Annotated in this window: 23 protein-coding genes; 7 read left to right on the top strand and 16 right to left on the bottom strand. The window is 70.4% G+C overall.

Going from position 1 to position 25788, the window contains the following annotated elements:
• Positions 1-29: 29 nt before the first annotated feature.
• The 8 genes from HUA75_RS28800 to HUA75_RS28765 all read right to left on the bottom strand — a co-directional run bounded on the left by HUA75_RS28800 (position 30) and on the right by HUA75_RS28765 (position 11891).
• A complete protein-coding gene (locus HUA75_RS28800) occupies positions 30-3635 on the bottom strand; it encodes an AAA family ATPase (RefSeq protein ID WP_174488179.1) in 3606 nt (1201 codons plus the stop codon).
• Positions 3632-4888, bottom strand: a complete 1257-nt coding sequence (locus HUA75_RS28795) for a DNA repair exonuclease (RefSeq protein WP_174464776.1) — start codon at positions 4886-4888, stop codon at positions 3632-3634. Before HUA75_RS28795 ends, HUA75_RS28800 begins: the two co-directional genes overlap by 4 nt.
• 88 nt (positions 4889-4976) lie before the next feature.
• Positions 4977-8234 carry a carboxypeptidase-like regulatory domain-containing protein gene (locus tag HUA75_RS28790; protein ID WP_174488178.1) on the bottom strand — a complete coding sequence of 1086 codons (3258 nt, stop codon included), beginning with the start codon at positions 8232-8234 and terminating at the stop codon, positions 4977-4979.
• A 71-nt stretch (positions 8235-8305) separates the two neighbouring features.
• A complete protein-coding gene (locus HUA75_RS28785) occupies positions 8306-8503 on the bottom strand; it encodes a hypothetical protein (RefSeq protein ID WP_174455969.1) in 198 nt (65 codons plus the stop codon).
• 118 nt (positions 8504-8621) lie between these two features.
• The gene (locus HUA75_RS28780; RefSeq protein WP_174488177.1) at positions 8622-9491 is read right to left on the bottom strand and encodes a cyclopropane-fatty-acyl-phospholipid synthase family protein; all 870 of its coding nucleotides are present in this window, start codon (positions 9489-9491) and stop codon (positions 8622-8624) included.
• Positions 9488-10225, bottom strand: a complete 738-nt coding sequence (locus tag HUA75_RS28775; protein ID WP_141646977.1) for a hypothetical protein — start codon at positions 10223-10225, stop codon at positions 9488-9490. The genes HUA75_RS28780 and HUA75_RS28775 overlap by 4 nt, the downstream gene beginning before the upstream one ends.
• A complete protein-coding gene (locus HUA75_RS28770) occupies positions 10222-11577 on the bottom strand; it encodes a HAMP domain-containing sensor histidine kinase (protein WP_174488176.1) in 1356 nt (451 codons plus the stop codon). The genes HUA75_RS28775 and HUA75_RS28770 overlap by 4 nt, the downstream gene beginning before the upstream one ends.
• Positions 11574-11891: a hypothetical protein gene (locus tag HUA75_RS28765; RefSeq protein WP_217439477.1), complete on the bottom strand. Its 318-nt coding sequence runs from the start codon at positions 11889-11891 to the stop codon at positions 11574-11576. The genes HUA75_RS28770 and HUA75_RS28765 overlap by 4 nt, the downstream gene beginning before the upstream one ends.
• Before the next feature lie 425 nt (positions 11892-12316).
• Between HUA75_RS28765 and HUA75_RS28760 the strand changes: the two genes are divergently transcribed.
• From HUA75_RS28760 to HUA75_RS28750, 3 genes are all read left to right on the top strand, one after another.
• Positions 12317-13216 carry a halocarboxylic acid dehydrogenase DehI family protein gene (locus HUA75_RS28760; RefSeq protein ID WP_141646979.1) on the top strand — a complete coding sequence of 300 codons (900 nt, stop codon included), beginning with the start codon at positions 12317-12319 and terminating at the stop codon, positions 13214-13216.
• Entirely contained in the window at positions 13213-14124 is a 912-nt protein-coding gene (locus HUA75_RS28755; protein WP_174488175.1) for an alpha/beta fold hydrolase, read from the top strand. Before HUA75_RS28760 ends, HUA75_RS28755 begins: the two co-directional genes overlap by 4 nt.
• Before the next feature lie 74 nt (positions 14125-14198).
• Complete coding sequence (locus tag HUA75_RS28750; RefSeq protein ID WP_174488174.1) at positions 14199-14876, top strand: hypothetical protein; 678 nt, start codon at positions 14199-14201, stop codon at positions 14874-14876.
• Positions 14877-14895: 19 nt separating this feature from the next.
• Here the strand turns inward: HUA75_RS28750 and HUA75_RS28745 are convergent, their stop codons facing one another.
• A complete protein-coding gene (locus HUA75_RS28745) occupies positions 14896-15630 on the bottom strand; it encodes an SAM-dependent methyltransferase (RefSeq protein WP_174455962.1) in 735 nt (244 codons plus the stop codon).
• Positions 15631-15822: 192 nt separating this feature from the next.
• On the opposite strand from HUA75_RS28745, the gene HUA75_RS28740 reads away from it, so the two are divergent.
• Positions 15823-16608 (top strand): alpha/beta fold hydrolase, encoded by a 786-nt coding sequence (locus tag HUA75_RS28740; RefSeq protein WP_141646984.1) that lies wholly within the window; start codon positions 15823-15825, stop codon positions 16606-16608.
• Between the two features lie 24 nt (positions 16609-16632).
• Entirely contained in the window at positions 16633-17073 is a 441-nt protein-coding gene (locus HUA75_RS28735) for a hypothetical protein (protein ID WP_174488173.1), read from the top strand.
• Positions 17074-17110: 37 nt separating this feature from the next.
• Here HUA75_RS28735 and HUA75_RS28730 read toward each other — a convergent pair whose 3' ends face one another.
• The 4 genes from HUA75_RS28730 to HUA75_RS28715 all read right to left on the bottom strand — a co-directional run bounded on the left by HUA75_RS28730 (position 17111) and on the right by HUA75_RS28715 (position 19598).
• The gene (locus tag HUA75_RS28730; protein WP_174460252.1) at positions 17111-17692 is read right to left on the bottom strand and encodes a GNAT family N-acetyltransferase; all 582 of its coding nucleotides are present in this window, start codon (positions 17690-17692) and stop codon (positions 17111-17113) included.
• A gap of 24 nt (positions 17693-17716) precedes the next feature.
• On the bottom strand, positions 17717-18082 hold the full coding sequence (locus HUA75_RS28725; protein WP_174460251.1) for a hypothetical protein: 366 nt from the start codon (positions 18080-18082) through the stop codon (positions 17717-17719).
• A 144-nt stretch (positions 18083-18226) separates the two neighbouring features.
• On the bottom strand, positions 18227-18946 hold the full coding sequence (locus HUA75_RS28720; protein ID WP_174488172.1) for a molybdopterin-dependent oxidoreductase: 720 nt from the start codon (positions 18944-18946) through the stop codon (positions 18227-18229).
• Positions 18939-19598: a cytochrome b/b6 domain-containing protein gene (locus HUA75_RS28715; protein ID WP_174488171.1), complete on the bottom strand. Its 660-nt coding sequence runs from the start codon at positions 19596-19598 to the stop codon at positions 18939-18941. The genes HUA75_RS28720 and HUA75_RS28715 overlap by 8 nt, the downstream gene beginning before the upstream one ends.
• A gap of 221 nt (positions 19599-19819) precedes the next feature.
• On the opposite strand from HUA75_RS28715, the gene HUA75_RS28710 reads away from it, so the two are divergent.
• Positions 19820-22429, top strand: coding sequence for a right-handed parallel beta-helix repeat-containing protein (locus tag HUA75_RS28710; protein ID WP_174488170.1), 2610 nt, complete (start codon positions 19820-19822; stop codon positions 22427-22429).
• A 33-nt stretch (positions 22430-22462) separates the two neighbouring features.
• Here HUA75_RS28710 and HUA75_RS28705 read toward each other — a convergent pair whose 3' ends face one another.
• The gene (locus HUA75_RS28705) at positions 22463-23308 is read right to left on the bottom strand and encodes a class I SAM-dependent methyltransferase (RefSeq protein WP_174488169.1); all 846 of its coding nucleotides are present in this window, start codon (positions 23306-23308) and stop codon (positions 22463-22465) included.
• 186 nt (positions 23309-23494) lie between these two features.
• Here HUA75_RS28705 and HUA75_RS28700 point away from each other — a divergent pair, with 186 nt between their 5' ends.
• On the top strand, positions 23495-24508 hold the full coding sequence (locus HUA75_RS28700; RefSeq protein WP_371746213.1) for a serine hydrolase domain-containing protein: 1014 nt from the start codon (positions 23495-23497) through the stop codon (positions 24506-24508).
• On the opposite strand, the gene HUA75_RS28695 is transcribed toward HUA75_RS28700, so the two are convergent.
• Both HUA75_RS28695 and HUA75_RS28690 read right to left on the bottom strand, forming a co-directional pair.
• Complete coding sequence (locus HUA75_RS28695) at positions 24489-25394, bottom strand: SRPBCC family protein (protein WP_174488167.1); 906 nt, start codon at positions 25392-25394, stop codon at positions 24489-24491. The two genes, HUA75_RS28700 and HUA75_RS28695, sit on opposite strands and share 20 nt — an antisense overlap.
• Positions 25391-25750 (bottom strand): helix-turn-helix transcriptional regulator, encoded by a 360-nt coding sequence (locus tag HUA75_RS28690; RefSeq protein ID WP_174477204.1) that lies wholly within the window; start codon positions 25748-25750, stop codon positions 25391-25393. Before HUA75_RS28690 ends, HUA75_RS28695 begins: the two co-directional genes overlap by 4 nt.
• Positions 25751-25788 lie beyond the last annotated feature (38 nt).

Genomic DNA, 25788 nt, shown 5'->3' with positions numbered 1-25788 from the left:
CCCGGGGCGCCGAGGCCCGGGGGCTCGATTCAGCCGGCTCGGAGCGCGGCGGCGGAGTCTCGAGACTCCAGGGTTTGCGTATGGGCGCCCTCGGCGTCGAACAGCTCGCGCAGCCAGGGGTGGCAGGTGAAGGCAATCACCTGTTGGTGCTCGGCGATGCGGGCGAGGAGGTGGATGGCGCTTCGGGCCCGGCCGGGGTCGAAGTTCACCAGCACGTCGTCCACGATGAGCGGCAGGGCGCCTCGTGTCTCTCCGAAGTCACGCACCACCGCGAGACGGAAGGCGAGGTAGAGCTGCTCACGCGTGCCCCGTGAGAGCTGGGCCGCGTCCCAGTCCCGCTCACCGTCGCTCACGCGCAGTTCATGCTCGTCACCCGCGGGGATGAACACGCGGCGGTAGCGACCCTCTGTCAGCAGGGCGAAGTGCTCCGACGCGAGCTGCACCACGCGTGGCTGTTGCTCCTCCTCGAAGCGCCGTCGCGCGCGACCCAGCAGGGCCAGCGCCAGCTTGTCCTCCGCGTAGCGCGAGGCGAGCTCCGCCACCTTCGCGCGCAAGGTCTCCTCTTGGATGCGCAGCCGTGCGAGCAGGTCGTCGTTCTCCCACTGTTCGAGCTGGTTCTGGGTGGCGCCCTGCTCGGTGAGCACCGCCTTCGACTTCTCCTGGGCCTCGGTGTGCCGTGCGCGCAGTTGGCTCAACACCGTGCGCAGACCTTCTTCTCCGCCCAGGGTGCGCAGGGCCTCGCGGGCCTCTGTGTCGGACAGGCCCGTGCGTGCCTCGATGCGGTGGGCCAGCTCGCGAGCGCGACTGGTGAGCTCCGCGTACCGGCGTGCCTGTACGGCCCGTCGACGGAAGGTCTCCTCGTCACCGCCACCACCCTCGGTGAGCAACGCGGCGAGAGTGGCCTCCTCGGTGCGACACAGTTCGTCGAGTCGCGCCTTCTCTTCGCGCAGCTCGCGACGGCGCTCCTCCACCGTGCGCCGCTCCGTCTCCTGTTCGCGTGCCGCTTCCAGGGCCGCGCTCACGCGCATGACCAGCAGGTCCATGGAACCAGACGTCAGAGACTCGGGGGCTTCGCGCGAGGAGATTGGTGCCAGCGGCGTGCCTAGATGGGCGGTGCTGTTCTCCGTCGACGACGATGGACTTGAGACTCGCTGCGCTCCGATGGATGTGGGGATGCCTCCCCCCAATGCGGCGGGTCCGTCCTCCATCACCGACGATGTACTTGAGACTCGCTGCGCTCCGATGGATGTGGGGATGGTTTCCACCAACGCGGCGGGTCGGTTCTCCGTCGCCGACGATGTATTTGAGACTCGCTGCGCTTCGATGGATGCGCGGATGGCTCCCCCCGATGCGGCGGGTCCGCTCTCCGTCGTCGACGTTGTCCTGGCCGTGCTCTCGGTCGCCACGTGCGGGAGGTCGTGCTCCTGAACTCGCGGCTCCTCGGGAGTGTGGAGTCTTCTTTGCGAGCCCTGCGCCACTTCCGCCGCGAGCGCTCGCAGTCGAGAGACCACGTCCGCGCAGGCTGCTTCGTCGGCGGACAGCGCCGCCTCGTCCGCCACCATGTCCTGCCAGCGCTGCCGGAGCGCCGAGGCATCGCGCCACAGGGCCAGCGCCGCCTGCGCGGGAAGTCCGGCCGGGAAACGTCGTGACGACAGACACGCGGCGAGCTCATTGCTCAGCGACGCGTGCCGCGCCTCGTGCCCGCTCAGCGCCTCACCTGTCCGCCGCTCTTCCCGCAGGGCCACGTCATGCGTGGCGCGCCGCGTGTCCCGCTCGCGTGACAGCGATTCCCGTCGACCGGCCTGCTCCAGCGCCTCCACCAGCGCGGTCTCGTGTGCCGTCATGTCCGCGGCTGTCGCCGCCGGAGACAACCCCGCCTCCGTCGCGGAGGCGAGCAACTCCCGCCGCATCAACTCCTCGCGAGCCACGAGCCCCGAGACCTCCACCCGCTGTCGCTCCTCCTCCTGTTTCCGCTCCTGCTGTCGTGCTTCCCACGCCCCGCGCTCCGCATCCCGCCCGGACTCCACGCGCCGCCGCGCCAGCTCCAGCAGTCCCGTCAGCAGCAGCCCACCGACGAGCCCCAGCACCCCCACCACCGTGCCCCCGAGCAACCACGCCGCCACCGCGAGCGCCACCGCCACGGCCGCGGCCACCGGAACCCACCACACCGGAATCACCGCGCTCGACGAAGTCGGAGGCTCCGTCATCGGCCCGCGCAGACCCTCGAGCAGTCGCCGGGCATTCATCTTCTGCTCGCCCAGTCGCTCCAGTTCCCCACGGGCGACCCGCATCCGCGCGAGTCCCGCCTGCTGCTGCCGCACCTGCGCGGGCCGCACCTCCGGAAGCTCCGCGAGCTCCGTCTCCGTGCGCGCCAGCACGCCATCCAACCGCTCGCGCTCCGAGCGAGCCCGAGCCAGCGCACCACCCACCTCGCGCCGCCCCGTCTCCTCCACGTCCAGCCGGGACGACAGCGCCTCCAGCCCCGCGCGAGCCCCCGCGCTCAGGTCCAGCGCCACGAGCCCCGGCCCGTCCACGCCGAGCCCCAGCTCCTCCAGCGCTGACTCCACCTGCCGTCGCTTCATGCCCAGCGCCGCACGCCGAGCCGGCAAGGCCCGCACCAGCTCCGAACGCTCCGAGTACGCCGCCACCGCGGCCCGCAGCACTTCCTCCCGTCCTCGCACCGGCGACGGAATGGACAGCCGCGCCAGCTCCGTCTCCACGGAGCCCAGCCGCTCCACGAGTCGAGCCACCTCCCCGCGATAGGTCGTGCTCCGCTGGAGCGCATCCTCCAGCCGAGCCTCCCCGCCCTCGGGAAACGTCTCCAACGAGGGAAGTGACTCCAGCTCCGCCCGTGCCTCCGCCAGCGCGGCGACCTCGCCCAGCGCCGACTCCAGCCGCGCCAGTCGCTCCAGCTCGCGGCCATCCTCCCGCACGCGCGCCTCCAGGCCTCGCAGCTCGATGCCCAGCGCCTCCAGGTGCTCCCGCTTCGCGAAGTAGAGCGCGGGCCGGTTGCCCTCCTGGCGAAGCTGCTCCTGCACCTCCTCCAGCTCGCGCAGCTTCACGTTCAAATCCGACTTCGAGCCCGTGGGCTTGTAGAGCTGCTCGGTGCTCTTGCTCAGTTGGGACATGGCCACCGGCAGCCGCCGAGCGCCCTGCATGCTCGCGGCGACCAGGGCCTCCGACACTCCGCGCTCCTTCGAGAACTGCTCGAACCCCGCCAGCTCCTCCAGTCGGAAGGCGAAGACATCGAAGAACAGCTCGCGCGTGACATGGCCGCGCGCGTCCTTCAGTCGCTCCTCGGACACCGGCTCGCCGTCCGGCCCGAGCACCGTCAGCGTCTCCGACTTCCTCCCCCGAGGCGTCGCCATGCGCCGGACGAGCAGCGGCCCCGTTCCCGTGAAGAGTCGAAGCTCGCCGCCGATGGGCGTGTCCTCGTCCATGGCCGCATACCGCTCTGGATTCCCCCGGCGCTCGAAGCCGAACAGCATGGCGCGCAGGAAGGCGAGCAGCGTGCTCTTGCCCGCTTCGTTGGGACCGTGGAGCAGATGCAGCCCAGGCCCCAGCTCCAACGTGAGGTCCGAGAAGTGTCCGAAGCGCCGCACCCGTACCGTGTCGATGCGCAACCCTGGCTTCATGCCCCCTCCTCTTCCTCGTGAAGCGCCTCCACGCCCAGCAGGCTCGCGCGGGAGATCCACTCCGTCCGTGGCATCTCCAGCACATCCACCCCCAGCCGCTTCAGCCGCTGGCCCAGACTGCCCAGCGCTTCCTGCTCCCACAGTCGCGCCAGCGCGACCGGGTCTTCTTCCAGCAAGCGCGCCTCTTCCAGCAAGGTGCGCGCGAAGCCGCCTTCCGTCTGGAGCGCTTCCCAGTCCAGTTCCGGACGACTTCCATCCCGCAGTGACTCCAACAGCACCGGCGGATGCCCCCGCGCCAGCCGCGCGCGCAGGTCCTCTTCCAACTGCGCCAGCGCTCCGGGCCGCGTGAGCTCGCGATGCAGCGGCCCGCGCCCCGTGAGCACCAGGCGCACCGCGTGGCCGTCCAGCTCCCGCGCGCACGCGGCGTCCACCACCTCACCCACCGTGCCCAGCAGCGCGTCCAGCGTGGCCACGCCCGTCAGCGGCACCTCCAGCCGATGCCAGCGCACCGTGTCCACCGGCACGAAGCGCCGCCGCATGCCCCCGTCCTCCACCTCCACCAGCACGCAGCCGCGCTCCCCTGTCTCCAGCGCGTGCCGCCCTTGCGGATTGCCCGGGTACACCGCCATGCCGCCACCGGGCAGCATCAGCTCGCTGCGCGTGTGCACGTGTCCCAGCGCCCAGTAGTCCAGCCCGCGCGCGCCCAGGCCCGCGGGGGTGCAGGGCGCGTAGTTGGCGTGTCCCTCCGCGCCGCCCAGGTTCGCGTGCAGCAGGCCCACGCTGAAGCCGTCCCCGGTGCGACGGAAGCGCGCGGACAAGTCGTCGCGCACCTCCACGTCCGGATAGGAGATGCCCTGCACGCGGCACAGCCGACGTCCCTCGCGCCGCACCTCCGCCTCTTCCCAGTCCGGGCCGAACACCTTCACCGACGAAGGCAGCCCCAGCGTCCCGGTGTCGCCACTGAGCGGATCATGATTGCCGTGGACGATGAAGGACTCGATGCCCGCGTCGTGCAGCCGCCCCAGCTCGCGCCGCAGCGCCAGTCGAGCGCGCACCGAGCGGTCCTTCACCTCGAACAAGTCTCCGGCCAGGAGCAGGAAGGCGACGCGCTCGCGCAGGCACAGGTCGACGATGCGCGACAGCGCGCGAAAGGTGGACTCCTGGAAGCGTCCCAGCAGGGGTCCTTGTGCGGCCACGCCACGGAAGGGAGTGTCCAGGTGCAGGTCGGCGGCGTGGACGAACTTGAAGTGCATGTCGGGCCCCGCACCGTACCCGAAGCACGGCGAGGAGCCTGCTTTCCACCCCGCAGCGCCCGCGCGCTGTCAGGCAGGCGAGAGGCGCTCACTTCGCCGCGACGTCGAGCCTCCGCCAGGACGGCTGTAGAATGACTGACACCGTCCCTCCCGCCGGGATGTCCAGCTCCTCCATGTGGAACTGACCGGGCACGTCGGACGTGTGGAAGAAGACGGTGACCCTGCCCTCGGGGACATGGGTGAAGACGACCTCCGGGTTGTCCTCCCTGTACTGCCAGGGCAGGCCCTGGAATATCAGGTGGCGCAGCGCCGATGAGGTGCTGGGAGGCGGCACCACGCCGGGTACCAGTCCCAGGCCCACGCCCACTTGCGAGGGCAGGCGCAGCTTCACCGTGGCCCCTCCCGTCGCGGGCAGGAAGGCCACCGTCAGCGCTCCGCGCTCGGGCAGGTCCACGCTCAACGGCTGGAAGTCCGGCAGTGACTCGTTGCGGTGCCGCGCAATCAACTTGAGCGCATAGCGGCCGGGCTCCAGGCCGCGCAGCGTGCTCACGCCCTTGCCCATCTCGACCAGGCCTTCGTCGCCCGCTCCCTGGTAGCTGATGAACGCGTCCAACGGACGGCCCTGGCGGTCCCTCGCCGTCACCTTCACGCGAGCGCCAGACTCCATCCGCGCCGTCACCTTCTCCTGCGTGGCGGCCACCGGGACGCGCAGCTCGCGGTAGTTGCCTGGGTGGCTCATCCGGAGGGTGTGGGGACCGGAAGCCACCTTGTCCAGATAGAACTCGCCGTCGCTGTTCGTGCGCGCGCCCGCGAGCTGGCCCCGCTCACCGTCCTCGTCAGGCTCGGCGTCGAGTTCGACCGTGGCGCCCTTCACCGGCGCGCCTGTCTCCGCGTCCAGCACCAGACCCTGGATGTAGCGCCCCTCCTCCAGCCGGATGTCCCCCAGGTCGACATCCGCCACGTCCACGCCGCCCTTCACCGCGCGCGTCGCCGTGGGCATCTCGTACACGCTGAAGAGGTACTGACGGGTGATGGGCTCTTCGTGGAGGGGGACGGCGAAGGTGCCGTCCTCGCTCTGGACCCGCGTGTGTCCCACGGTGAAGGAGTGCTGGGGCGCGCCGTCTGGTCCGAGGAGCCGTCCCCGGATGTGGGGGTGGCGCCGGAACACCAGCCGCACCTGCTTCGTGTCCGCGGTGAAGTGGACGCCCTCGCCGTCGCGGACGATTCCCGAGCAACGCTCCGGCAGCAGCTCATGACCTGGCTTGATGGCGAACAGCGCATGGTCGAGGGGGCCCAGGCCGCGAAGGACGAAGCGCCCCTCCGCGTCCGTGAGGACACCGCGCGGTCTCTCGTGCCGGTCCCCGTGGATTTCGATGAACTTGGGACCATCGACCCTGGCCAGTGACTGGGCTCGCACGGAGAGGCCCTGGACGGGCTGGCCGGCGGCGTCGACGGCGATGCCCTCCAGCGAGTGCTCCTCCTGGAGCCGCAGCTCCACCTTCGTCACCGTGTCCGGCAGCAGCTCCACGTCGGCCCAGACCCTCCGGTCCACGCTGGACGCCCATTGCTTGGCCTCCACGCGATAGCGCCCCGGGTAGATGCCCTTGCGGCGGAAGTGTCCCTGGTCGTCCGTGCCCTCGGTCTCCAGCAGGCGTTCCTGCTCGTCGTCGTGGTCCAGTGGGAGCACGTTCACCATGAACCGCGCCACCGGCAGGCCGCGCGCATCCGTCAGCGTTCCCTCCACCGTCGCGCCCGTGCTCAAGGTGAGCGTCACCTCGGGGCCAGGGGCTGTCGCCACCACGGTCTCATGGACGTAGTCGTCACTGCGCGCCGTGATTTCGTAGGAGCCGCCGGCACGCGTGGCATCCATCACGAAGCGTCCGTCCCGGTCGGAGAAGGTCATCTCCTGCGGCTCGTAGTCCTCGGGGCCTTCGGTCCCCATCAGCTCCATCGCCAGGGGCACGCCCGATATCGGCTGGCCCGCGCCGTCCACGACGCGACCGGTGATGGTCTGCGTGCGCTTCAGCGTGAAGTCCCGAGGGCCCATGCCAGCGGCCAGCTCGTGCTCCTGGCCCACCGTCAGGTCCACATGGCCTTTCGCCTCGACGGTGAACTCCCACGGGCCGGGCTCCACGGGGCCCAGGCGGTAGTGGCCGTTCGCCGCGGTGACTGCCTCCAGGGACTCCCGTCCGCCCTGTCTGAAGTGCGCCTTCACACGCGCGCCCTCCACCGCGCCGTGCGCATCGTCGAACACCGTGCCCTCGACCTGGAGCGCCTCGCCCAGCTTCAACACCACCTCGGGAGGAGGCGCTGAACCCAGCACCACCCGTGCGAAGGCGTACCGGCCCCCTTGCTCGACTGTGAGCGCGTACCTGCCCGTGCTCAGCTCCAGCGTGAAGCGTCCCTCCGCGTCCGTCTTCGTCCGGGGAACCGGCGCCCCGTCGTCCAGGTCGGCGCGCGCCGCTCGGACCTCCACTCCTGGCACGGGCGCTCCGTCGGACAACACCCGGCCATGGAGCGCGCGGGGCCGATACAGCGTCACCTCCCGGAACTGGTCGCTGTACCGCTCCGGCGCGAGCGTCGGCAGCCAGCCCTCCTTCGTCGCGAGCACCTGATAACTCTGGCGGGGAAGGGGCCCCAGCCTGAAGCGGCCCTGGTCATCCGTGCTCGTGTCGAAGAAGCGGGTGTGGTGCATGCTGACCGCCGTCACCGCGACGCCCGCCAATGGCTCGCCGTCCCCGTGGACCTGTCCTGTCACGAACCACGGCGGCTCCAACAGCAGCTCCACGTCCTGGCTGCCAGAAGGAACGGCGGGGCGCAGCGCGGTGCCCCGCTCGGAGAGCGCGAGGAGGGCTTGAGGGCCCTCGGGCAGTCCCTCCAATACGAAGGCGCCGTCGTCGCCCGACACGGTCTCCGCGTGGATGGGAGCTTCACCCTGCCGCGCGAGCAGCAGCGCGGTGAGCGTGTCCTCCACCTGCGGCAGACACCACGGGAGCTTGCGCCGACCCTGGGACGCATCGACCAGCGCCTCCCAGGAGGGAAGCACCTCCTCCGGACAGGGGAGCTCCGACAGCGTCTCGCCCGCCTCCGGCCACGACGCGGAGACGCGCGCGCCCGCCACGGGTCGACCCAGCGAGTCCACCACGGTGCCGCGAATGGACAGTCCCGCTCCCGCCTGCTCCGCCCGCGTGGGCGCGGACGTGCGCGGAAGCGAATCCCCCGAGGCGCGCCGGGGCGCTGGAGCGACTTCGCGCGCGGGCGCCATGGGCTCGGTGCTTCCGAGCATCCACCACGCCAGGAGCGCGAGCACCCCCGCGATGACGCTCCCCCACTTCCACCCGCGCATGATGTGCTCCGGCTGTCCGACGACGTCGAGTCGTCACGATAACAGCCGGAGCCCACCTGGCGCGGTTGGCGCTACCGCACGGTGCCCGCGTCCGTGCCCTTCGTCGGCTTGCCGGACCCGCCCGTGCCCTGGTGGTCCAGGGCGCCCTTGTTGTCGCCAGAGCCACCCATGGCCCCGGAGTTGTCCTCACGGCTCCGCTCACGGCACCCCGTCATCGTCAGGGCCGCCGCCACCGCCGCCACCGTCAGCCATCGCGTGAAAGTCCTCATCGCGCGCTCCTCCCTTTTTTAAGGCTCGCCCAAGGCTGGGGCCGCACCGCGCGCGGGGCATGGTGTCCCGGGGTGCTTGCTTGCTCGTCAGCCCCGGGCCGGAGGACAGGCGCGGTGCTCAGTCCTCGCGGCGCAGCACGAGCAGCGCGTACTCCAGTCCGCCATCCATCAACGCCTGCTGGAGTCGCAGGTGCTCGCGGCGGGACTCCCCTCGGGCGAGGACGCGCGACGGAGGCTGACCGGAGGACGTGAAGCGCTCATGGGCGAGCAGCTCCAGCGTGAGGGACCAGAAGCCCACCACGCGCGCGGACACATCGTCGCGGACCTCCAGTTCCAGTCCGGCGGCGTGCGCGGCGGACAGGTATTCGTCCAGGGAGCCGATGCGCGTGCGCCAGTACCGGTCAAAGGGCGCGGCCAGCTCGGGGCGGCCCAGGAAGCAGTCCGCGATGGCCACCACGCCTCCGGGCCGCAAGAGCGCGCGCACGCGGCGGAACCACTCCGCGCGCGGCAGGTAGCTGCTGCTCTCCACCGCCACCACGGCGTCGAAGCAGGCGCGGCCCGGGACCGCCAGCGCGTCACAGTGCAGGGGCTTCACGCGCGCGCCCACGCCCTCGATTTCGGCGAACGTGCGCACCAGCTCCACGTGCGAGGGCACGTTCGTCACCGCCGTCACCCAGGCCTGATGCTCGGCGGCCCAGTACAGCGAGCCGCCGCCCAGGCCGCAGCCCACGTCCAGCACGTCGGCGCCTCGGGGGAACGTGCCCACCGCGCGCGCCAGCTCCGCGAGCAGGGCCTCCTGGGAGGCGTGGACGCGCTCGCGCACGAGCGGCTCCGGCTCGCCCGGTGGAGGCACGTCGTCCACCAGCCCCACGTGGAAGTGGATGCGGGGACCGGGCCCGTAGCGACGGAGGATGCGCTCCGTCTTCTCCTCGTAGTAGGCGGCCACCGCGTCATGGCGGGCTTCACACCGTGGGGGTTCCGCCCTCATGGCTCCACCTCCGGAAGTATCGGTTCGATGCGGCGCAGCGCCGCGTCCAGGCAGCGCAAGTCTTGTCCGCGCAGCGCCTCCGCGGCCTGCCTGCCCCACGTCACCACGGTGAGCCGGTCGCTCGGGGGCATGGAGGTGAAGCGCGGGTCCTTGGAGCGGATGTCCTCCGCCACATGGGCGGCCACGCCCAGGCTCAGGCCCACCGACACCGCGCGCTCCTCCAGCCACGTCCCCGCCCAGAGCACGCGCAGGTACGCGGCCCACTGTCGCCCGGCGATGCCCTCCGCCACCCGGCGGAACAAGGGCGCGCTCCACGCCTGGGCGCGCACCTCCAGGGCCTGCGGTCCCGCGGCCTGGGCCAACATGCGCGCGCTCTCCTCCATGGCGTTCGGGAGCACGCGGGCGCGAGGCTCCGCCAGCGTGGCCCAGGCCAGGTTCTGCAGGAGGAACTGCGCGCACGGGCCCACGCGCAGGGGCGCGTCGTAGTAGGTGCAGTCGCCGTCGATGAGGTCGTCGGCGAGGTTGCCCGCGCAGAAGATGAAGAAGAGGCCCACGCCGCGCGCCGTGAGCACGGGGCGCTCCAGTCCGGCCTCCGCGCCGGCCTCGTAGAAGAGGGGCAGGGGGCCAGGCTGGGCGGCCTCCAACGCGGCGAGCACGTCGTGCTCCGACTCCTCGGGCAGCTCCAGTCGCCGCAGCACCCGCAGGGCCTCTTGGTAAAGGGCTCCACCGCTCATCGGTACTCCCTGGGCAGAAACAGGCGCAGCAGGGCTCCGCCGTCCGGGGCGTTGCGTCGGTACAGCATTCCGCCGCTGGCGCGCAGCAGGCACTCACTGGTGTACAGGCCCAGGCCGGTGCCCTCGGGCTTGGACGTGTAGAGCTCCTCCGCGGGGACGTCGAGGAGCGCGGCCGGGAAGCCCGGCCCGTCATCCGCGATGACCACTTCCAGCCGGCCGCTAAGCGGCTCCACCCGGGCCTGGATGCGCACGCGCGAGGCGCCCTGCTTGCCGTCTCCCTCGCAGGCGTTGAGCACCAGGTTCTCCACCACCCGTCGCAGCGTGGTGGCCCCGCCCCGCATCAGCGCGCGCAGCGGCTGCCCTGGCTCCACCGCCACCTCGATGTCCACGTCCGGGAAGCGCAGGCTCATGCTGGTGCGCACGCCCTCCAACAGCGGCGTCAGCTCCACCGGCTCCGGCTCCGAGCCGACATAGCGCCGGCCCTTCGCGCGAATCTCCCCGACCATGTTCCGAATCTGGGTGAGGCTGTCGTTGAGCGTCTTGACCAGGTCCTCGAAGTCGCCTCGGGCCAGCGCGTTGCGCTGCACCCCCATCACCGCCAGCATGTCCGCCGCGGTGCCCGCCGACATGAGCGCGCTGTCCAGCTCGTGGTGATAGCCGAGGATTTCCCCCAGCGCGCGCGACAGCCGGCCCACGTCCTGCTCCTGCTGTTCCAGCAACTGCGCCTGCACGGCGGCGCGCAGGCGCTCGGCCTCCGCGCGGGCCTGGTCGTGCTGCACGGCGAAGGTGCCCAGGTACAGCTCCGCGGTGAGGGCGGCGGGGCCGATGACGCCGAACAACACCAGGTGCTCTGGGCTCTCGAGCAAGGGCAGCGCGGCCACCAGCGCCAGCGCAGTGCCCAGGGCGAGGAAGGGCTGCCGGGGCGTCACGCGGTGCAGCCGGCCGTGGAACGCGGTGGTGAAGAGGAAGAGGGAGGTGATGACGGTGGCGCCCTGCAGCTCCGACATCGCCATCAGCGCGGCGAGGAAGAAGTGCAGCGACGTCACGCCGAGCAGCAGCCACAGCCAGCCCCACGTCTCGATATGGCGCCGCTTCCGGTGGACCGCGGAGAAGAGCAGGCCACTGACGAGCATGGGCGCCGCGCACAGCAGCCCGTCGACGAAGGAGATGCCGAAGAGGGTGCTCGCGCCCGGCGCCCACGCGACGGCGGCGAGCACCGCCAGCACGACGGTGGTGAGCGCCCACCAGGCCCCCACGCCCGCGGCGGCGAGCACCTCCGAGGTGTCCTGGGCACGCGTCCAGCGCCGGAACGAGGCCGTGACGGCGGCGCCGCCGGCGAAGCGTGTCTTCATACGGTGGTGGACAGGGTGCAGCCCGCCACTCGTTGGAGCTCGTTCACCTCGCGCGTGGCGTCCTCGACGCGCTGACGCAGCTCCTGGACGAGCCGGGAGTGTCCGCGCCGCGTGACGCGGACCTCCACCTCTCCACCGGCCAGCAGGTGGTGCAGCGCCTCCATCACCGGCTCCAGCGCGGGGTTGAGTCCCACCGCGCCCCCGGGGCCTTCCACGGCGCCCAGGTCCTGGATGCGCTGCAGGTAGTCGCTCACCGCGCCGACCAGGGGGACGCTGACCAGCCGGGGTCCCCAGGTGTCGTTGTCGCTGCTCATGTCGTCTCTCCCCCGGGCGCCCGCTGGCGTCCCTCGCTGCGGTGGTGGTGGTGGCGCGCGGGGCCAGACGCCTCACGCGGGGCGTCCGCCTCTCGCCGCGCACCTGGGGGGCTGCTTCGAAATGGCTTTCGATGCGACACGTGTCGAAGCCACATGCTGGTTGCCCCCCGCGAACCAGGCAGGCACGACTCCTTCGTCGCGCGAACGGAAGCAAAGCGAGCCGTCAAGGACGGAGTCAAACCGCCGGGGCCGCGAGTGTTCTTTAGTGTCCGGCGACACCGCCCCGGAGGGTGGCGAGGTGGTGGAGAGCCGACGTGATGTCCGCGAGGCGACTGCCCTGGGAGCGGGGCCTTCCAGGCGGCCGGGTGCGCTGAGGGAGGTGTCCACCGCGCCCCACCGTTCCCACCGTTGCCGGGGGTGCCGGCATGGCCAGGGTGAGACAGGTGAGCGAGCACGGGGCGGAGGGCGGTGTCGAGCGCGTCTACCATGAGCTGCGGCGGACGATGCGCGTGACGGGCGTGGACGTGTCCTTGCGCACGTGGGCCGCATACCCGCGCTTCTTCGTGGCGATGTGGGAAGCGCTGGGGCCGAACGTGGAGACGCGCGCCTTCGAGGAGTCCGCGCTGGGCCTGTGGCAGGAGGTCCTGGACTCGACGGTGCAGTGGGAGGCGCTGGGCGCGTGGGGCACGACAAGGCTGGGGCCCAGCCAGCGCTTCCACGCGCGCGGGGCCCTGGAGCTGTTCGAGACGATGCAGCCTCGGGTGATGTTGATGGTGTCCGCGGTGCGGATGGCGCTGGAGGGGCAGCCCGTGGGACAGCAGGGCGCCCTGGGGACGTCGGAGCGGCTGGAGCGCGGCGTCCCCTCGCGCATGGCGGCGATGGACTGGGTGGCGGAGAAGCCGGGCGACGCTGTGCTGCGGACGTTGTTCGCGGACATCGTGAAGACGGTGGGGCCGCCGGGAGTGCCGGGTGAGTACCGCGCGCTGGGCTGCTGGCCCTCGTATCTGGAGACCGCGTGGCGACGGCTGAAGCCGCGCATGAAGGACGAGGACTTCCAGCGCGCATCGGAGCGACTGTTGGAATCCGCGCGACGGCGGGCGCGGGCGCTGCCGTACCCGGTGGCGTTGAGTCGCGAGCGGGTGTCGGCATTGGGGGAGAACGCGGAGGCGGTGCTGAAGGTGACGCAGGCGCTGGAGCGCCGCTCGCCGGCCTTGCTGTTGAACCTGTCGCGGCTGGTGCAGGACGTGCCGGACATGCTGCGTCAGCCGATGCCGGGAGCGTCCCGGCTGGTGCCGGACTGGGTGGCGGCGGAGGAGCTGCGATGAACTGGCGCGAGTGGCAGGGGCGACAAGAGGTGATGGAGCTGGGCAGCCGGTTCGTGAGCTACGTGGACTGGGGCTCGGGGCCGCCGGTGGTGTTGCTGCACGGCATTCCGAACTGGAGCTACCTGTGGAGCGGGATTGCGCCGGGGCTGGCCGAGTCGTACCGCGTGCTGGCGCCGGACCTGCTGGGCTACGGGTTCTCCGACCGGCGCGACAGGTTCGACCGTTCGATATCGCGGCAGGCGGAGGCGCTGGAGGCGTGGATGGACCGCCTGGGCGTGGTGGACGCGACGGTGGTGGGGCACGACGTGGGCGGCGGCGTGGCGCAGCAGCTCGCGGTGCGCTTTCCCCAGCGGGTGGGGCGGCTGTGTCTGATGGACAGCGTCTGTTACGACGCGTGGCCCAAGGGGTTGATGGCGCAGCTGGGCACGCCCGCGATGGCGCGCAGGCTGACGCCGGAGCGCCTGACGCGCTTCTTGACGCAGGCGCTCAAGCGCAAGGGCTTCGCGACGCCGCAGACCGCGGAAATGCTGGAGGGGCTGCTGGCGCCGTACGCGACGGAGGTGGGGATGGTGTCGCTGTCACGCGACGCGGTGGCGCTGAACACCAACCAGACGCTGGAGCTGGCGTCGAAGCTGGGGCACCTGGCCGTGCCGGTGCTGGTGTTGTGGGGGGAGAAGGACGCCATCCTGCCCGCGAAGTATGGCGAGCGACTGGCGTGGGACATCCCTGGTGCGCGGTGGATGAAGGTCCCGAACGCGGGGCACTTCGTCATGTGGGACGCGCCGCACGCGGTGGCGATGGAGCTGTTCCGCTTCCTGGAAGGGGCGGCGCCGGTGAGTCACTCGACGACGCGCTCGGTGGCGGAGGAGCTCTGGGGCTCGGAGGCGCCCGTGCCCGCGCCTGCATGAGGGGCGCAGTGTGTCGGTGCCGGGGCCGCGTCTTGGTGCTCGCTCCCGGGCCGTCCTCGCGCTAGAGGCGCGGTATGCGTGACCGAATCCAGGCCGTGCTTCGTCAGTTGGCCCAGGCTCCCGAGCTCGAGGCTCGCTGGCTGCACACCCTGTCCCTCATGGAGTTCATCGGGGCGCGGAAGATTTCGCGCACGGTGGCGGACCGTCATCCTTCGCTGGAAGTGCTCGGACATCTGTCCGACGAGACGCGCCACGCGTTCGCCTTCAAGCGCCTGTCTGCCGAGGTGGCCGGGAGTGAAATCACCACCTTCCTCTGTCCGGAGGCGGCGGGCCGCTACTTCCAGGGGCTGGACCACGAGCTGGCCACCTGGGCCACCGCGCACACCGGCCAGCCCGACGTGTACCTGCACTACCTGCTCACCACGACGGCCATCGAGCGCCGCGCCATGGTGCTCTACCCGCTCTACAAGGCGGCCTCGCGCAACACGAGCGTCCGTGAGGAGCTGGGGCGCGTCGTCACCGAGGAGCAGAGCCACCGCCGCACCATCGAGGACGCGTGCGTGGCGCGCCTCACCGCCGTGGGCGCCTCGCTGGACGAAGCGCTGGCCCTGGAGGAGCGCCTCTTCGGAGCGTTCCTCGCGGAGCTGGAGCCCGCCGTGGAGAGGGAGCTGGCGGCGCTGCCGTCACCCTCGGCCCTCGCGGCTTCCGACGTGGGCACCCCCGCGGTGCGGGCATCGTCCTCGGTGAAGTAGGGGCGACGCGGACCGTGGACTAGGACAAGGGCTGCGCGAGGTAGTCGCTCGCCACCAGCACGAGCTTCCCCTCGCGCCACTCCGCGCGCAGGTTGCGGGCCTTGCGCGCGCGCTTGCGACTGAGCTCCACACCCACCGCGTCCAGGCCCATGGCGTTGGCCACGGCCAGCGCGGTGCCGTGGCCACAGAAGGGGTCCACCACGGTGCGCGTGGACGTGTTCTCCAGGATGAAGCGGCAGGCGAGCTGGCACGCGTCCACACCCATGCCGCGTGTCCAGGTGACTTCGCCCGCGTCCGCGAGGACATCCGCGGTGGACTTCGCCAGGTCCGGGCGCACGCCGCGCGAGAAGCACAGGAAGTGGGAGTACGCGGGCCGGCCGTACGTCACCGTCCCGGGGGCGCGGCGACAGACGACCTTGTGCCAGAGCAGGCCCAGGCCCGTCTCCTCGGCGGCGCGTGAGACGAGGTAGCCCTTGTCGACCCAGAGGCCTTCGTCCTTCACGTCCGTTTGATAGAAGATGGCGACACCGTCGTCGGGCACGCGCGTCATCACCAGCGCCGCCGCGCGGATGAACCACGCCTTCCACTCGGGCAGGGACAGCGAGGGGAACTCGGACGCGTCCGGCAGCGACGCCACCGCCGAGCACCCCGCGAGCACCGGCTGGGCCGCCAGCCACGTCAGCGCGTCCTCGCAGTGCACCGTGCGCCGAGCTTCGTGCCGCGCGCCGCCCGTCCCATCCCGTTCGTCCGCCATGAGGCGGCGGACTCTGCCAGAGCGGAACGCCGCCCGTGAGACAACCCACCACCTCCGCTCCCCGCCAACCCGACTCATACCCACCGCGAACGCCTACATGCGCCCCCTGGAACTCTCCTGAGTGTCATGGCTTGCTTTCGCTTCTGCACATTTCTTCAATACTGCTTTATCCTTTTCGTCTGAGGAGACGACATGAGCACGATTTCCGCATCTGACGGGACCTCGCTTCACTATCGCGTCATCGGCGAAGGACCGCGCACGGTGGTGTTGGTGCATGGGTGGATGGTGTCGGGTGCGGTGTGGGACTCGATGGTGGAGCGGCTGGACCTGACGGGGCTGCGGCTGGTGGTTCCGGACGCGCGCGGCACGGGTCAGTCGGGGAAGCCGGCGGGTGGGCATTCGTTGGAGGGGCTGGCGAAGGACGTGCTGGCGGTGGTGGACGCGGTGGGTGCCCAGCGCTTCTCGGTGGTGGGGCACAGCATGGGTGGGCAGTTGGCGCAGTGGATTGCGTCGCATGTGCCGGAGCGGGTGGAGGCGTTGCTCTTGCTCAACTCGGTGCCCGCGTCGGGGCTGCCGTTGCCGCCGGATGCCGCGGGGTTGTTCCGGACGTCGGCGGGAGACCGCGAGAAGCAGAAGATGATTCTGGGACTGGCCTGCAAGAAGCTGTCGCCGGAGTCGCTGGAGTCGCTGTTGAAGGACTCGGGGGTGGTGAGCGCGGCGTCGATTGAGCAGGCGTTCGACGCGTGGACGCAGGGTGGCTTCGCGGACCGGCTGTCGAAAATCGTGGCGCCGACGTTGGTGGTGTCGACGGACGACGCCTTCCTGCCGCCGGCCTTCTTGCGGCAGGCGGTGGTGGAGCCCATCAAGCGCGCGCGCATGGCTCACATTCCGGGCCCTGGACACTATCCGCAGGTGGAGAGCCCCCAGGAGACCGCGGCGGTGTTGTCCGCCTTCCTGGCGGGCTCCGCGCCCGCCTGATTCCGGCTTCGAGGAGGCAGCACGATGGCCTGGAACATGTCCTTCGAGTACGACGCGCAGAACGACGTCGTGACGGCCTACTTCACCGACTGCGTCCTGGTGAATGAGGAGGACGTCCTGCGTTGGCGGCGGGAGGTGGAGGTGCACCTGTCGCGCTACGCGGGGTCTGGCAAGGTGGACCTGCTCATCAACCTGGACGGGTTGGTGGTGAAGTTCACGGCGGGGCGAGTGTTCGGCAAGGAGCGGCGTGAGGTGCTGGAGCGTTTCACGCATCGCTCGTACCGGTTTGGTGGGGACGACATGACGCAGATGTTCGTGCTCACCAGCGGGGCCATCAACGGCGCGGCGGTGAATCACTACGCCACGCGCGACGAGGCCCTGGCCGCGCTGAAGGCCGAGCGCGAGGCCCTGCGTCAGCGCGGGCCGTCTCCGTTTGGTGGAGGCTTCGTCGGCAGCAAGGCGTGAGGGTGGGGCCTGTGATTGGCCCCCTCGCGCGGGTGTGTCAGGACGCCTCGGAATACGCGGCGCGGATTTCGGCCATGGGCAGGAAGAGCCGCAGGGGCCAGGGCGAGGTCGGAGGCTCGCTCTCGGCGAGCAGCGGCTCGTAGCCGAACCTCTTGTAGAAGTCGCGAGCGTGGGCGTCCTTGGCGTCCACGATGACCGCCACGGCGCCACTCTGGGCGTTGATGGTGAGCGCGCGAAGGTGGGCGTCTCCGAGGAGGTCTTCGCCATGGCCCCGGCCTCTCACGCGAGAGTCCCGTGCGAGGCGCGCGATGAGGACCGCCGGGAGCGGGTAGTGCGGCAGTCTCTTGCCCAGGTCGGGCGGAAGCGTCTCCCGTTTGAGGGTGGTCAGCGAGAGCGTGTAGTAGCCCAGGACCAGCGGTAGAGCGGGGTCGTCGGACGCGGTGCGCCGAAGGACCCAGGTCCGACTGATGTCTCGCTCCTGGTTCTGCCGGGCGGACTCACGGAAGAAGCGATTCAGGGCTTCGTGCTCACACGTGAAGCCACTGCCCGTGTCGCTCCGGGTCACCGCTTGAGTGATGGGGGCGGGAAGGACGATGTCGGACGAGGAGGGTGGTGGCATGAATCCCAGGCAAGTCCACGCGGGTTAGCGACGGCGTTGCTTGCGAACAAGTGCGCGGAGCGCGGCGGTGGGCTTCGCGGGCTTCTCGAGTCGCTTCACCACCCGGTCGAAGTCCGCATCCGGAAGGACAATCTCGACGGGGTCCTTCTGTGAGGCCTGCTCCATGTGCGTGAGCAGGGGCGTGCTGAACTCCCGCACGGTGCCCTGGGGCGTCCGTGGGAGGAACGCGAGCCGGGACCCTCGCCTGGCTTCCAGGGCGGCCTTCGTGAAGAGGGAGAGGGCCTCCTGGACCACGGTGCTCTTGTCGACCCCCAGCTCCTTGCTCAGGCGGGTGAGTTCCTTCATCGAGAAGGACGGCAGGGACGCCTGGAGACGTTCGGTCTGGGGCACGACGGGCTCCGTTCTCTTGGGGTTGCTGTGTACTGAGGTCATTAATACTCAGTTTCTACTCAGTTCAGGGTAATAGCCGAGGAGGACCGCCGCAAGAGACGGCCTGGATAGCAGGCGGGGCCGACATTGCTTGAAGGGGTGGGGCTACACGCCCGCGTACCACTCGTAGCCGCGCTCCTCCCAGTAGCCGCCGGTGGGCTCGGGGAGGAAGTTCACCTCGGTGAGGTACTTCACCATCTTGTAGCCGAGCTTCACCGCCGAGTAGAGGCGCAGCGGCGCGCCGTGCGCCGGTGACAGCGGCTGCCCGTTCATCCCGTAGGCGAGAATCGTCTGTGCGTGGAAGGCGCTCGGCCTGTCCCACGAGGACCAGTAGCCCGCATCGAACGAGCGCAGCTCCACGTAGCCAGCCCTCGGGTCCGCGCCCACGTACCTGGCGACGTCACTCACGCGCACGCCATGCCACGACGCCACCGCGCTCCAGCCCTCCACGCAGTGGTGCCGGATGCGGTACTCCGTGCGCGGCAGCCGCTGCAGGTCCTCGAGTGACAGCAGCGCGGGCCGCTCGACGAGCCCGCCCACCCTGAGCGCCCAGCCTTGAGGCGCGAGCGGCATGGACTCGGAGACGAAGTACTGGGGGAAGTCACCGGGCGGCGTGGCCTCTTCGGGAGGCAGCTCCGGCGCGAGCCTGTCCGCGTCGAAGAGGGCTGCCTGGAGCCGCTGATTGATGCGCTCCATGGCGCCGAGGAAACCCTCGCGAGGACGCGCGCTGTCACAGGCGGACGTGGTGAGCGCCGCCGCCCCGAGCAGGGCCGAGCGACGCGTGAGGAGCAGCGGACGTCGCGACGGAACGAGGAGCCTAGGCATCCGGCTTCCTCCCGCCTGTCACCATCTCCCCGAGTGAGCGCGGATGCAGCAACACCATGACCACGTGCCCCACGGTGAAGAGCACGAACGAGGCGAGCACGAGCAGATGGATGGCGCGCGCGGAGTCATAGCCGCCGAGCAGCGTGGCCAGCGCACCGAGCTGCACGGGCTTGTAGAGCGCGAGCCCCGAGAGCACGGCGAGGATGCCGAGTATCAGCGCGCCGGTGTACGCCAGCCGTTGCAGGCCGTTGTACAGCCCCTGGTCGGGAGGCTGTTTGCGCAGACGCAGATAGAACGCGAGCGTGCTCACGGCGTTGCGCGTGTCGCGACGCGGGAAGAAGAGGCGCCGCCGCCACTCGCCGCTGAGGGCCAGATAGAGCAGGTACACGAAGCCGTTGAGCGCGAGGAAGCCTCCGAAGGCGAAGTGCCAGCCTCGTGCACCCGCGAGCCAGTCGCCGATTCGGGCCCACTCGGGAGGTGGTGTGCCCTGGAAGGGATACCAGCCATAGGGCCGCCCCTGCGTGCCGAGCATGGGATAGGCCGCGAGAATCTGCAGCCCGCTGCCCGCCATGATGACGAGCAGTGGCACGTTGACCCAGTGGGCCACGCGGATGGGCCAGGGCTGTGGGCGACGTGATTCAGGGGCTCGCACGACGCGGCAGGAGAACACCGTGCGTCAACGCCGCGCCGACGCTCCTGACGCACTGCCCGCTTCCGAACCGCGCTGCTCACCCGATGTCGTCCGCTCGACGCGGCGCTGCCTTGCGGGGTGGCGCGAGCAGGCGAGCCTCTGGGTTGGCTCGGCCGGTTGCTTGGGCGCATGGCCGCTTGCCGGTATCGTAAGACACCGGACATCGCCGAGAGGACGTCACCATGAACCGAGCGAACGCGATGCGACTGGCCCTGCTTGCCAGCGCGCTGGTGCTGGCCACGGGGTGTCATCAGGAGGAGCCGCTGGGCGTGCAGGTGGAGCCCGCGGGCTCGCTGCGGGTGGTCACCGTGCTGCCGCGCTCACTGCCGCTCGACTCCGTGGCTCGCGTGGAGGTGGCCGCGACGCCGGCTCGGGGTGCTGTCGTCACCGCGGCCCTGAGCAGCTCCGAGGCACCGCTGTGGCAGGGACTGCTGCGGAGCCTGCCATCGGGTGCGGGAACCTCGGTGGGGGCGCGGGTGCTCGATGCGACGGGCGCTGTGCTGGGACAGGTGGACGTCCCGGGCGTGGAGTTGTTGAAACACCACGACGCGCTCGTCGTGCTGGTGCCTCGCGCGACGGACTCGGAGGCGCCCCTCACGGCGCCCGTCATCGATGCGGTGGTGGGCTCGCGGGCATCGGTGTCTCCAGGAGCCGTGCTGAAGCTCCGTGCGCTGGCGCATGCCGTCGATGCGTCGGAGGTGCTGACGTATGCGTGGAGCGCGACCTCCGGCACCTTCGATGATGCGACGGCTGTCGACGCGGAGTGGACGGCGCCGCTGCGGCGTGGCGCGGTGAACCTCACGCTCGCGGTGACGAGCGCGCGAGGCGCGGTGAGCACGCTGCGCTTCTCGGTGGACGTGGAGCTGGCGGGCGGCGGGGACCTGGTGCACACGGCCTCGCTCAATCACGCGCCTGTCCTGACGGAGCTGGGAGCCCAGCCCGTGTCCCAGTCGCGCGTGGGGATTCCGGTGACGCTCCAGGCGGTGGGCGTGGATGACGACGGAGACGCCCTGACCTTCGCCTGGACCGCGACGTGTGAAGGGACTTTTGAGAACGCGGCGGCGGCAGCGACTCGCTTCACGCCGAGCGCCGCGCCTCAGTCCGCGTGTGACAACTGTCGGCTGACGTTGCGAGCGAGTGATGGCTTCGGGGCGCATCGTGAGCGCTCGTTGGACTTGTGTGTGACGGACCCGCTGCCGCCGAGCATCATCGGCGCCTCGCAGTCGGAGACGGACGTGTCGGCGGGGAGGCCGGTGCGGCTGACGGCGATGGCGGCGGACCCCCAGGGAGAGCCGCTGACCTTCGCGTGGACGACGAACACGGGCCTGCTGGGGAACGCGGTGCGTGAGAGGGACTCGGGTTCGGTGGACTGGGTGGTGCTGTCCTGCATTCCCGTGGACACGCCTCCGACCATCACGCTGACCGTCACGAACCTTTCGGGCCTGAGCGCGACGCGGGAGTTCGCGGTGGAGTGGGGGGACTTGCTGTGCGGCGAGTTCCCGCCGTGCGCCGCGACGCTGGAGGCATCGAACGTGACGCTGGCGGCGGACTGCACCACGGAGCAGACGGTGTGGATTCCCGATGGATACACGTTCGACGGAGCGGGGCATGTGCTCACGGCGGTGGACCCACGGGGACGGCGCTTCCGAGGTGCGGTGCTGAGCAGCCTGGGGACGACGGCGCACGTGCGAGCCGTGACGGTGGCGGCGCGGGGCCTGTCGGAGCTGGCGTGTGACGGTGGCGCCGCGCGGCTGCGGGGCATCCTGTTCGAAGGGGCGAGTGGCTCCATCGTCGACAGCGAGGTGCTTGACGTGAACCAGAAGGAGGGCGAGGGCGGCTGCCAGGAGGGCGTGGCCATCGAGGTGCGGAACGCGCGTGACGCCGAGACGGTGACGAGGGTGGAGGTGCTGCGCAACCGGGTGGCGCGCTACCAGAAGGCGGGCATCTCCGGCACGGGGCGAGTGGAGCTGAACGTGGAGGACAACCGGGTGGACGGCGGGGGCCCGGTGCCCTTCATCGCGAGAAATGGAATCCAGTTCAGCGATGGTGCGACGGGGCGGGCGACGGGGAACCGGGTGACGGGGAATGCGTACTCGGGAGGAGAGACGACGGGCTCGGGCATCCTCGTCGCGGGCGGGGCCTACTACGACATGGCGCTGTGTGAGGACGTCGTCATCTTCGAGAACACGCTGGTGGACAACGACGTCGGCATCAACCTGTCCCAGGCGGAGGAGGACGGTGGACCCTTGTCTGTGTCGACGCGGCTCCGGGTGACGCGGAACACGGTGACGCATGATGGGCCGGTGGTGACGAACGGCTATCCCTATCAGGCGGGCATCTCCGACCTGGGAGGTGCCAACCTCATCAGCCAGAACCACGTCAGCGGGCCGGGGTACGCGCGAGAGACAGAGCCCGAGGTGACGTTCGACGTGGACGTGGTGGCGGGGACGGCGTCTCGGCTGGAGTTCCTCACACCTGACCGGGAGACAGGGGTGGGGCAGTGCTCGGAGGAACTGGTGGTGCAGAGCCAGGACGCGCGGGGCAACCTGTCCGCGCTGACGGCGCCGTCACTGGTGCTGGAGGTGGCGGGCACGGCGGCGCCGGGAGCGGTGCTCTACTCCGACGCGACTTGCACCCAGGCACTGGCCACTTCGGGAACGGGCTGGGCACTGGCGCTGGAGGGGCCGCAGCAGGAGGCGACGTTCTACTTCCGGGCGACACAGGCAGGAGCGCTGACGCTCACGGCCACGGGCGACGGCGCGAGCGGGACGCAAGCCCACACCGTCCGGTGAAGCCATGTCGTGAACGCGGCATCTGCGCGCGGCTCACTCCGTGCGACGCCGCCCCGTGGCCGTCACCTGCCGCATGCCCCACCGCATGGGGATGGTGCCGTCGGTGCGACGCAAGGGCTCCACGGCCTGGACAAAGGCGTGCTTGAGCGAGGCTCGCGCCGCCGTGGAGAGCCGGTCCGCGTCATAGGTCGTGCTGAGCGACTCCCACGCGTGCTCCGGAGTCGCATCGCCCTGGACCTCGAGCCGGCGGATGTCCACGTGCGTGAAGCCGCCGAACAGCCCCGTCAGTCCTTCCACGGAGCGCACCCGCGCATCCCCCAGCGGCACGGGGACCCGCGCCTCCGCGGCCAGCAGGGGCTTGAGCAACCCCAGATACACCTCGAACGCCTCGCCTCGCACCAGGTCGCCACCGACGACGACGGATACCCGCCCCGTCGGCTTCAGCACCCGCTGCATCTCCGCGAGCACCGTCTCCACGTCGTCCATCAACATCAGCGCCAGGTGGCTCAGCACCACGTCGACACTCGCCTCCGCGAGCGGCAGTGACTGCGCTCGCCCCTGATGCAACGTCGCCGCGCCGTTCAGCCGCGCCCGCGCCACCGCGAGTTCGTGCTCACTCATGTCGAGCCCCACCAGCGCGAGCCCGGGCTGGTTCCTCCGCGCGAGCAGCTCCAGCAGATACCCATCACCACACGCCAGGTCGAGCACCACCCGGGGCCCATCCTCCTTCGGCACCGCCGCCTCCAGGAGCGCATAGGTGGACGGGAACACCTCACCGTCGCGCAGCACCGGAGCACCTCCGAACTCACGCGAAGTCACCCCGGCGAGGCGACGATGGAAGTCCAGCAGGTAGGACTCGGCGGGGGAGGGCGAGGACATGCCGAAATAAACCCACGTTCGCCGCATCCCCGCCACCTTCCGCAACTTCCGGAGCTGACGCGTGTTGCTACTCCCATGCCCCTGCGCGCCCTGTTCCTCGCTCTCGTCTGTGCCGTCCTCGCCTGTGCTCCTCCTGCTCCAGAAGAAGGGGCCGCCGAGACACCCACCTCTCAACCTGAAGCCACCGTGGCGTCCCCCCGGGACGTCCCACACGGTCTGACGGCCCCCCTCGTCTTTCCCACGGATGACGCGAGCTGGCCCACGGTGAGTCCAGCCAGCGCGGGGTGGGACGTGGCGAAGCTCAACGCCGCGCTCGACTTCGCGGGCTCCCGAGACACCCGGGCCATCGTCATCCTCCAGGATGGGAAGCTGCTCGCCGAGCGCTACTGGCTGGCGAACTCGAACTTCATGCGCGACATCGCCTCCGCGCAGAAGAGCGTCGTCTCCGTGCTCGTCGGCATCGCGGTGGACAAGCAACTGCTCTCGCTCGACGAGCGCGTCACTCCCATTCTCGGCGCCGGCTGGTCCAACACGGGCGCGCTGGCCGAGGCCCGCATCACCGTGCGCCACCTGCTGACCATGACGAGCGGCCTGAACACGTCCCTCGGACTTCAGGCGGCCCCCGGAACGACGTGGCTGTACAACAACGACGCCTATCACCGGCTGCGCATGATTCTGGAGCGGCGCACGGGCCTGGGCATCGACGCGCTCTCCCGCGCCTGGTTGTTCAACACGCTGGGCGCGACGCGCAGCCAGTGGGAGCAGCGCTCCGATGTCGACAGCAAGGGCCTGCCCCTGTGGGGCTTGACGATGAGCGCGCGTGACCTGGCGCGCTTCGGACTGCTGCTGCTCGCGGACGGCGCGTGGGCGGGAACCCGGGTCGTCTCCTCGGCGTACCTCAACACCGCGACCAATTCCTCGCAGACGCTCAACCCCGCCTATGGCCACCTGTTCTGGCTCAATGGCAAGGCCTTCACCCTGATACCGCCGCTGAGCGCGCGCATCGACGGCCCGCTCATCCCCAGCGCGCCACAGGACGTCTTCGCCGGACTGGGCAAGGACGACCAGAAGGTCTACGTCAGCCGCTCACTGGGCCTCGTGGTGACGCGGCTGGGTGCTCAGGCGGGGACTCGCTCGGCGGAGACGTTGTCCGACTTCGACGAGGAGCTGTGGGCCCGAATCATGGCCGCGCGGCTCTGACCCGCGAGGCGAGGTGGGCCGCGAGCCGGTCGAAGTTCTGCTCGTTCGCGGCCTCCACGAACCCGCGCACCTTCTCGACCTCGTCCTTCGACTCGAACCGCATGCGCCAGGTGAGCCGCGTCCGCGCCCCTTCGTCCGCGAAGTCCATCCGCATCTCGAAGTGATGCGTCTGCTGGTGGTGCTGGATGACGATGCGCTCGGCCGGCACCACCTCGATGAACTCCTTGTCCATCGCGTAGCGCGCTCCCTCCGCGCTCTGCATCGTGAAGCGCCACTTGCCGCCGGGGCGCAGCTCGAACTGCTCGAACGTGTTCGTCGAGCCTTGCGGCCCCCACCACAGCGTCAGTTGCTCCGGGTCGCTGAACGCCGCATAGACCTGCTCACGGGGCGCATCGATGAGCCGGGACGAGATGAGGTCGCGCGAGGACTCCAGGATGAGCGCCAGCCGGTCGAAGTGCGCCGCCGTGCCCTCCTCGCGAGAGCGGGTGCCGTCTTCCCCGTCGAGGAACGCGGCCTGCTCGGTGAAGACCATTCGCGTCCCCCCGGTCTTCGTGGCGTGGAGCTCCACCGTGGCCAGGGACACGGAGAGGTGCTTGTCGCCCACGCTCATGTCGTAGGCGTAGACCATTCGCTCGTTCGGGATGATGTCGTGATAGCGCGCGGTGAAGACGGTGGAGTGCTTGCCGCCGAACTGCCCATGCAGCAGTTCCTGGCCGCCCACGCGAAAATCCAGCTCGCGCTTCACGAGCGTCCAGCGGTCCGGCGGACCGATGAACCACTGAGCCTTCGTCTCCACGTCCGACCACGCGGCGAAGACGCGAGCGGGTGAAGCCTTGTAGGTGCGCTCGATGGTGAACGAGCCATGCACGACGGGAGGGGTCTTCATGTCTTGGCCTTCTTTCGAGGGGTGGGGTTCGGGCGCTCGGGCCCATCGAGCAGCTCGCCGAGTCGGTCGAAGCGGCGCTCCCAGAGTCCGCGTCGGTTCGACAGCCAGTCCTCGGCCACGCGCAGTCCACCAGGTTCGAGCTGACAGGAGCGGACGCGTCCGATTTTCTCGGTACGCACCAGCCCGCTCTCCTCGAGCACCTGGAGGTGCTGCACGACGGCGGCGAGCGTGATGTCGAGCGGCTTCGCCAGGTCGCTGACCGACAGGGTGCCCCGACTCAGCCGCTCGACGATGGCGCGCCGATTGGAATCGCCCAGGGCATGGAAGATGCGGTCGACGGCGCCATGGTTAAGCATGGACTTGAGTATTGGCGAGGGTCGCTGGATGGTCAAGC

It is taken from the genome of Myxococcus sp. CA040A, from assembly GCF_013336725.1.
Classification (GTDB): Bacteria; Myxococcota; Myxococcia; order Myxococcales; family Myxococcaceae; genus Myxococcus; species Myxococcus llanfairpwllgwyngyllgogerychwyrndrobwllllantysiliogogogochensis.
Note: the sequence above shows the minus strand (reverse complement) of the source record. Positions and strands in the feature narration are given on the sequence as shown.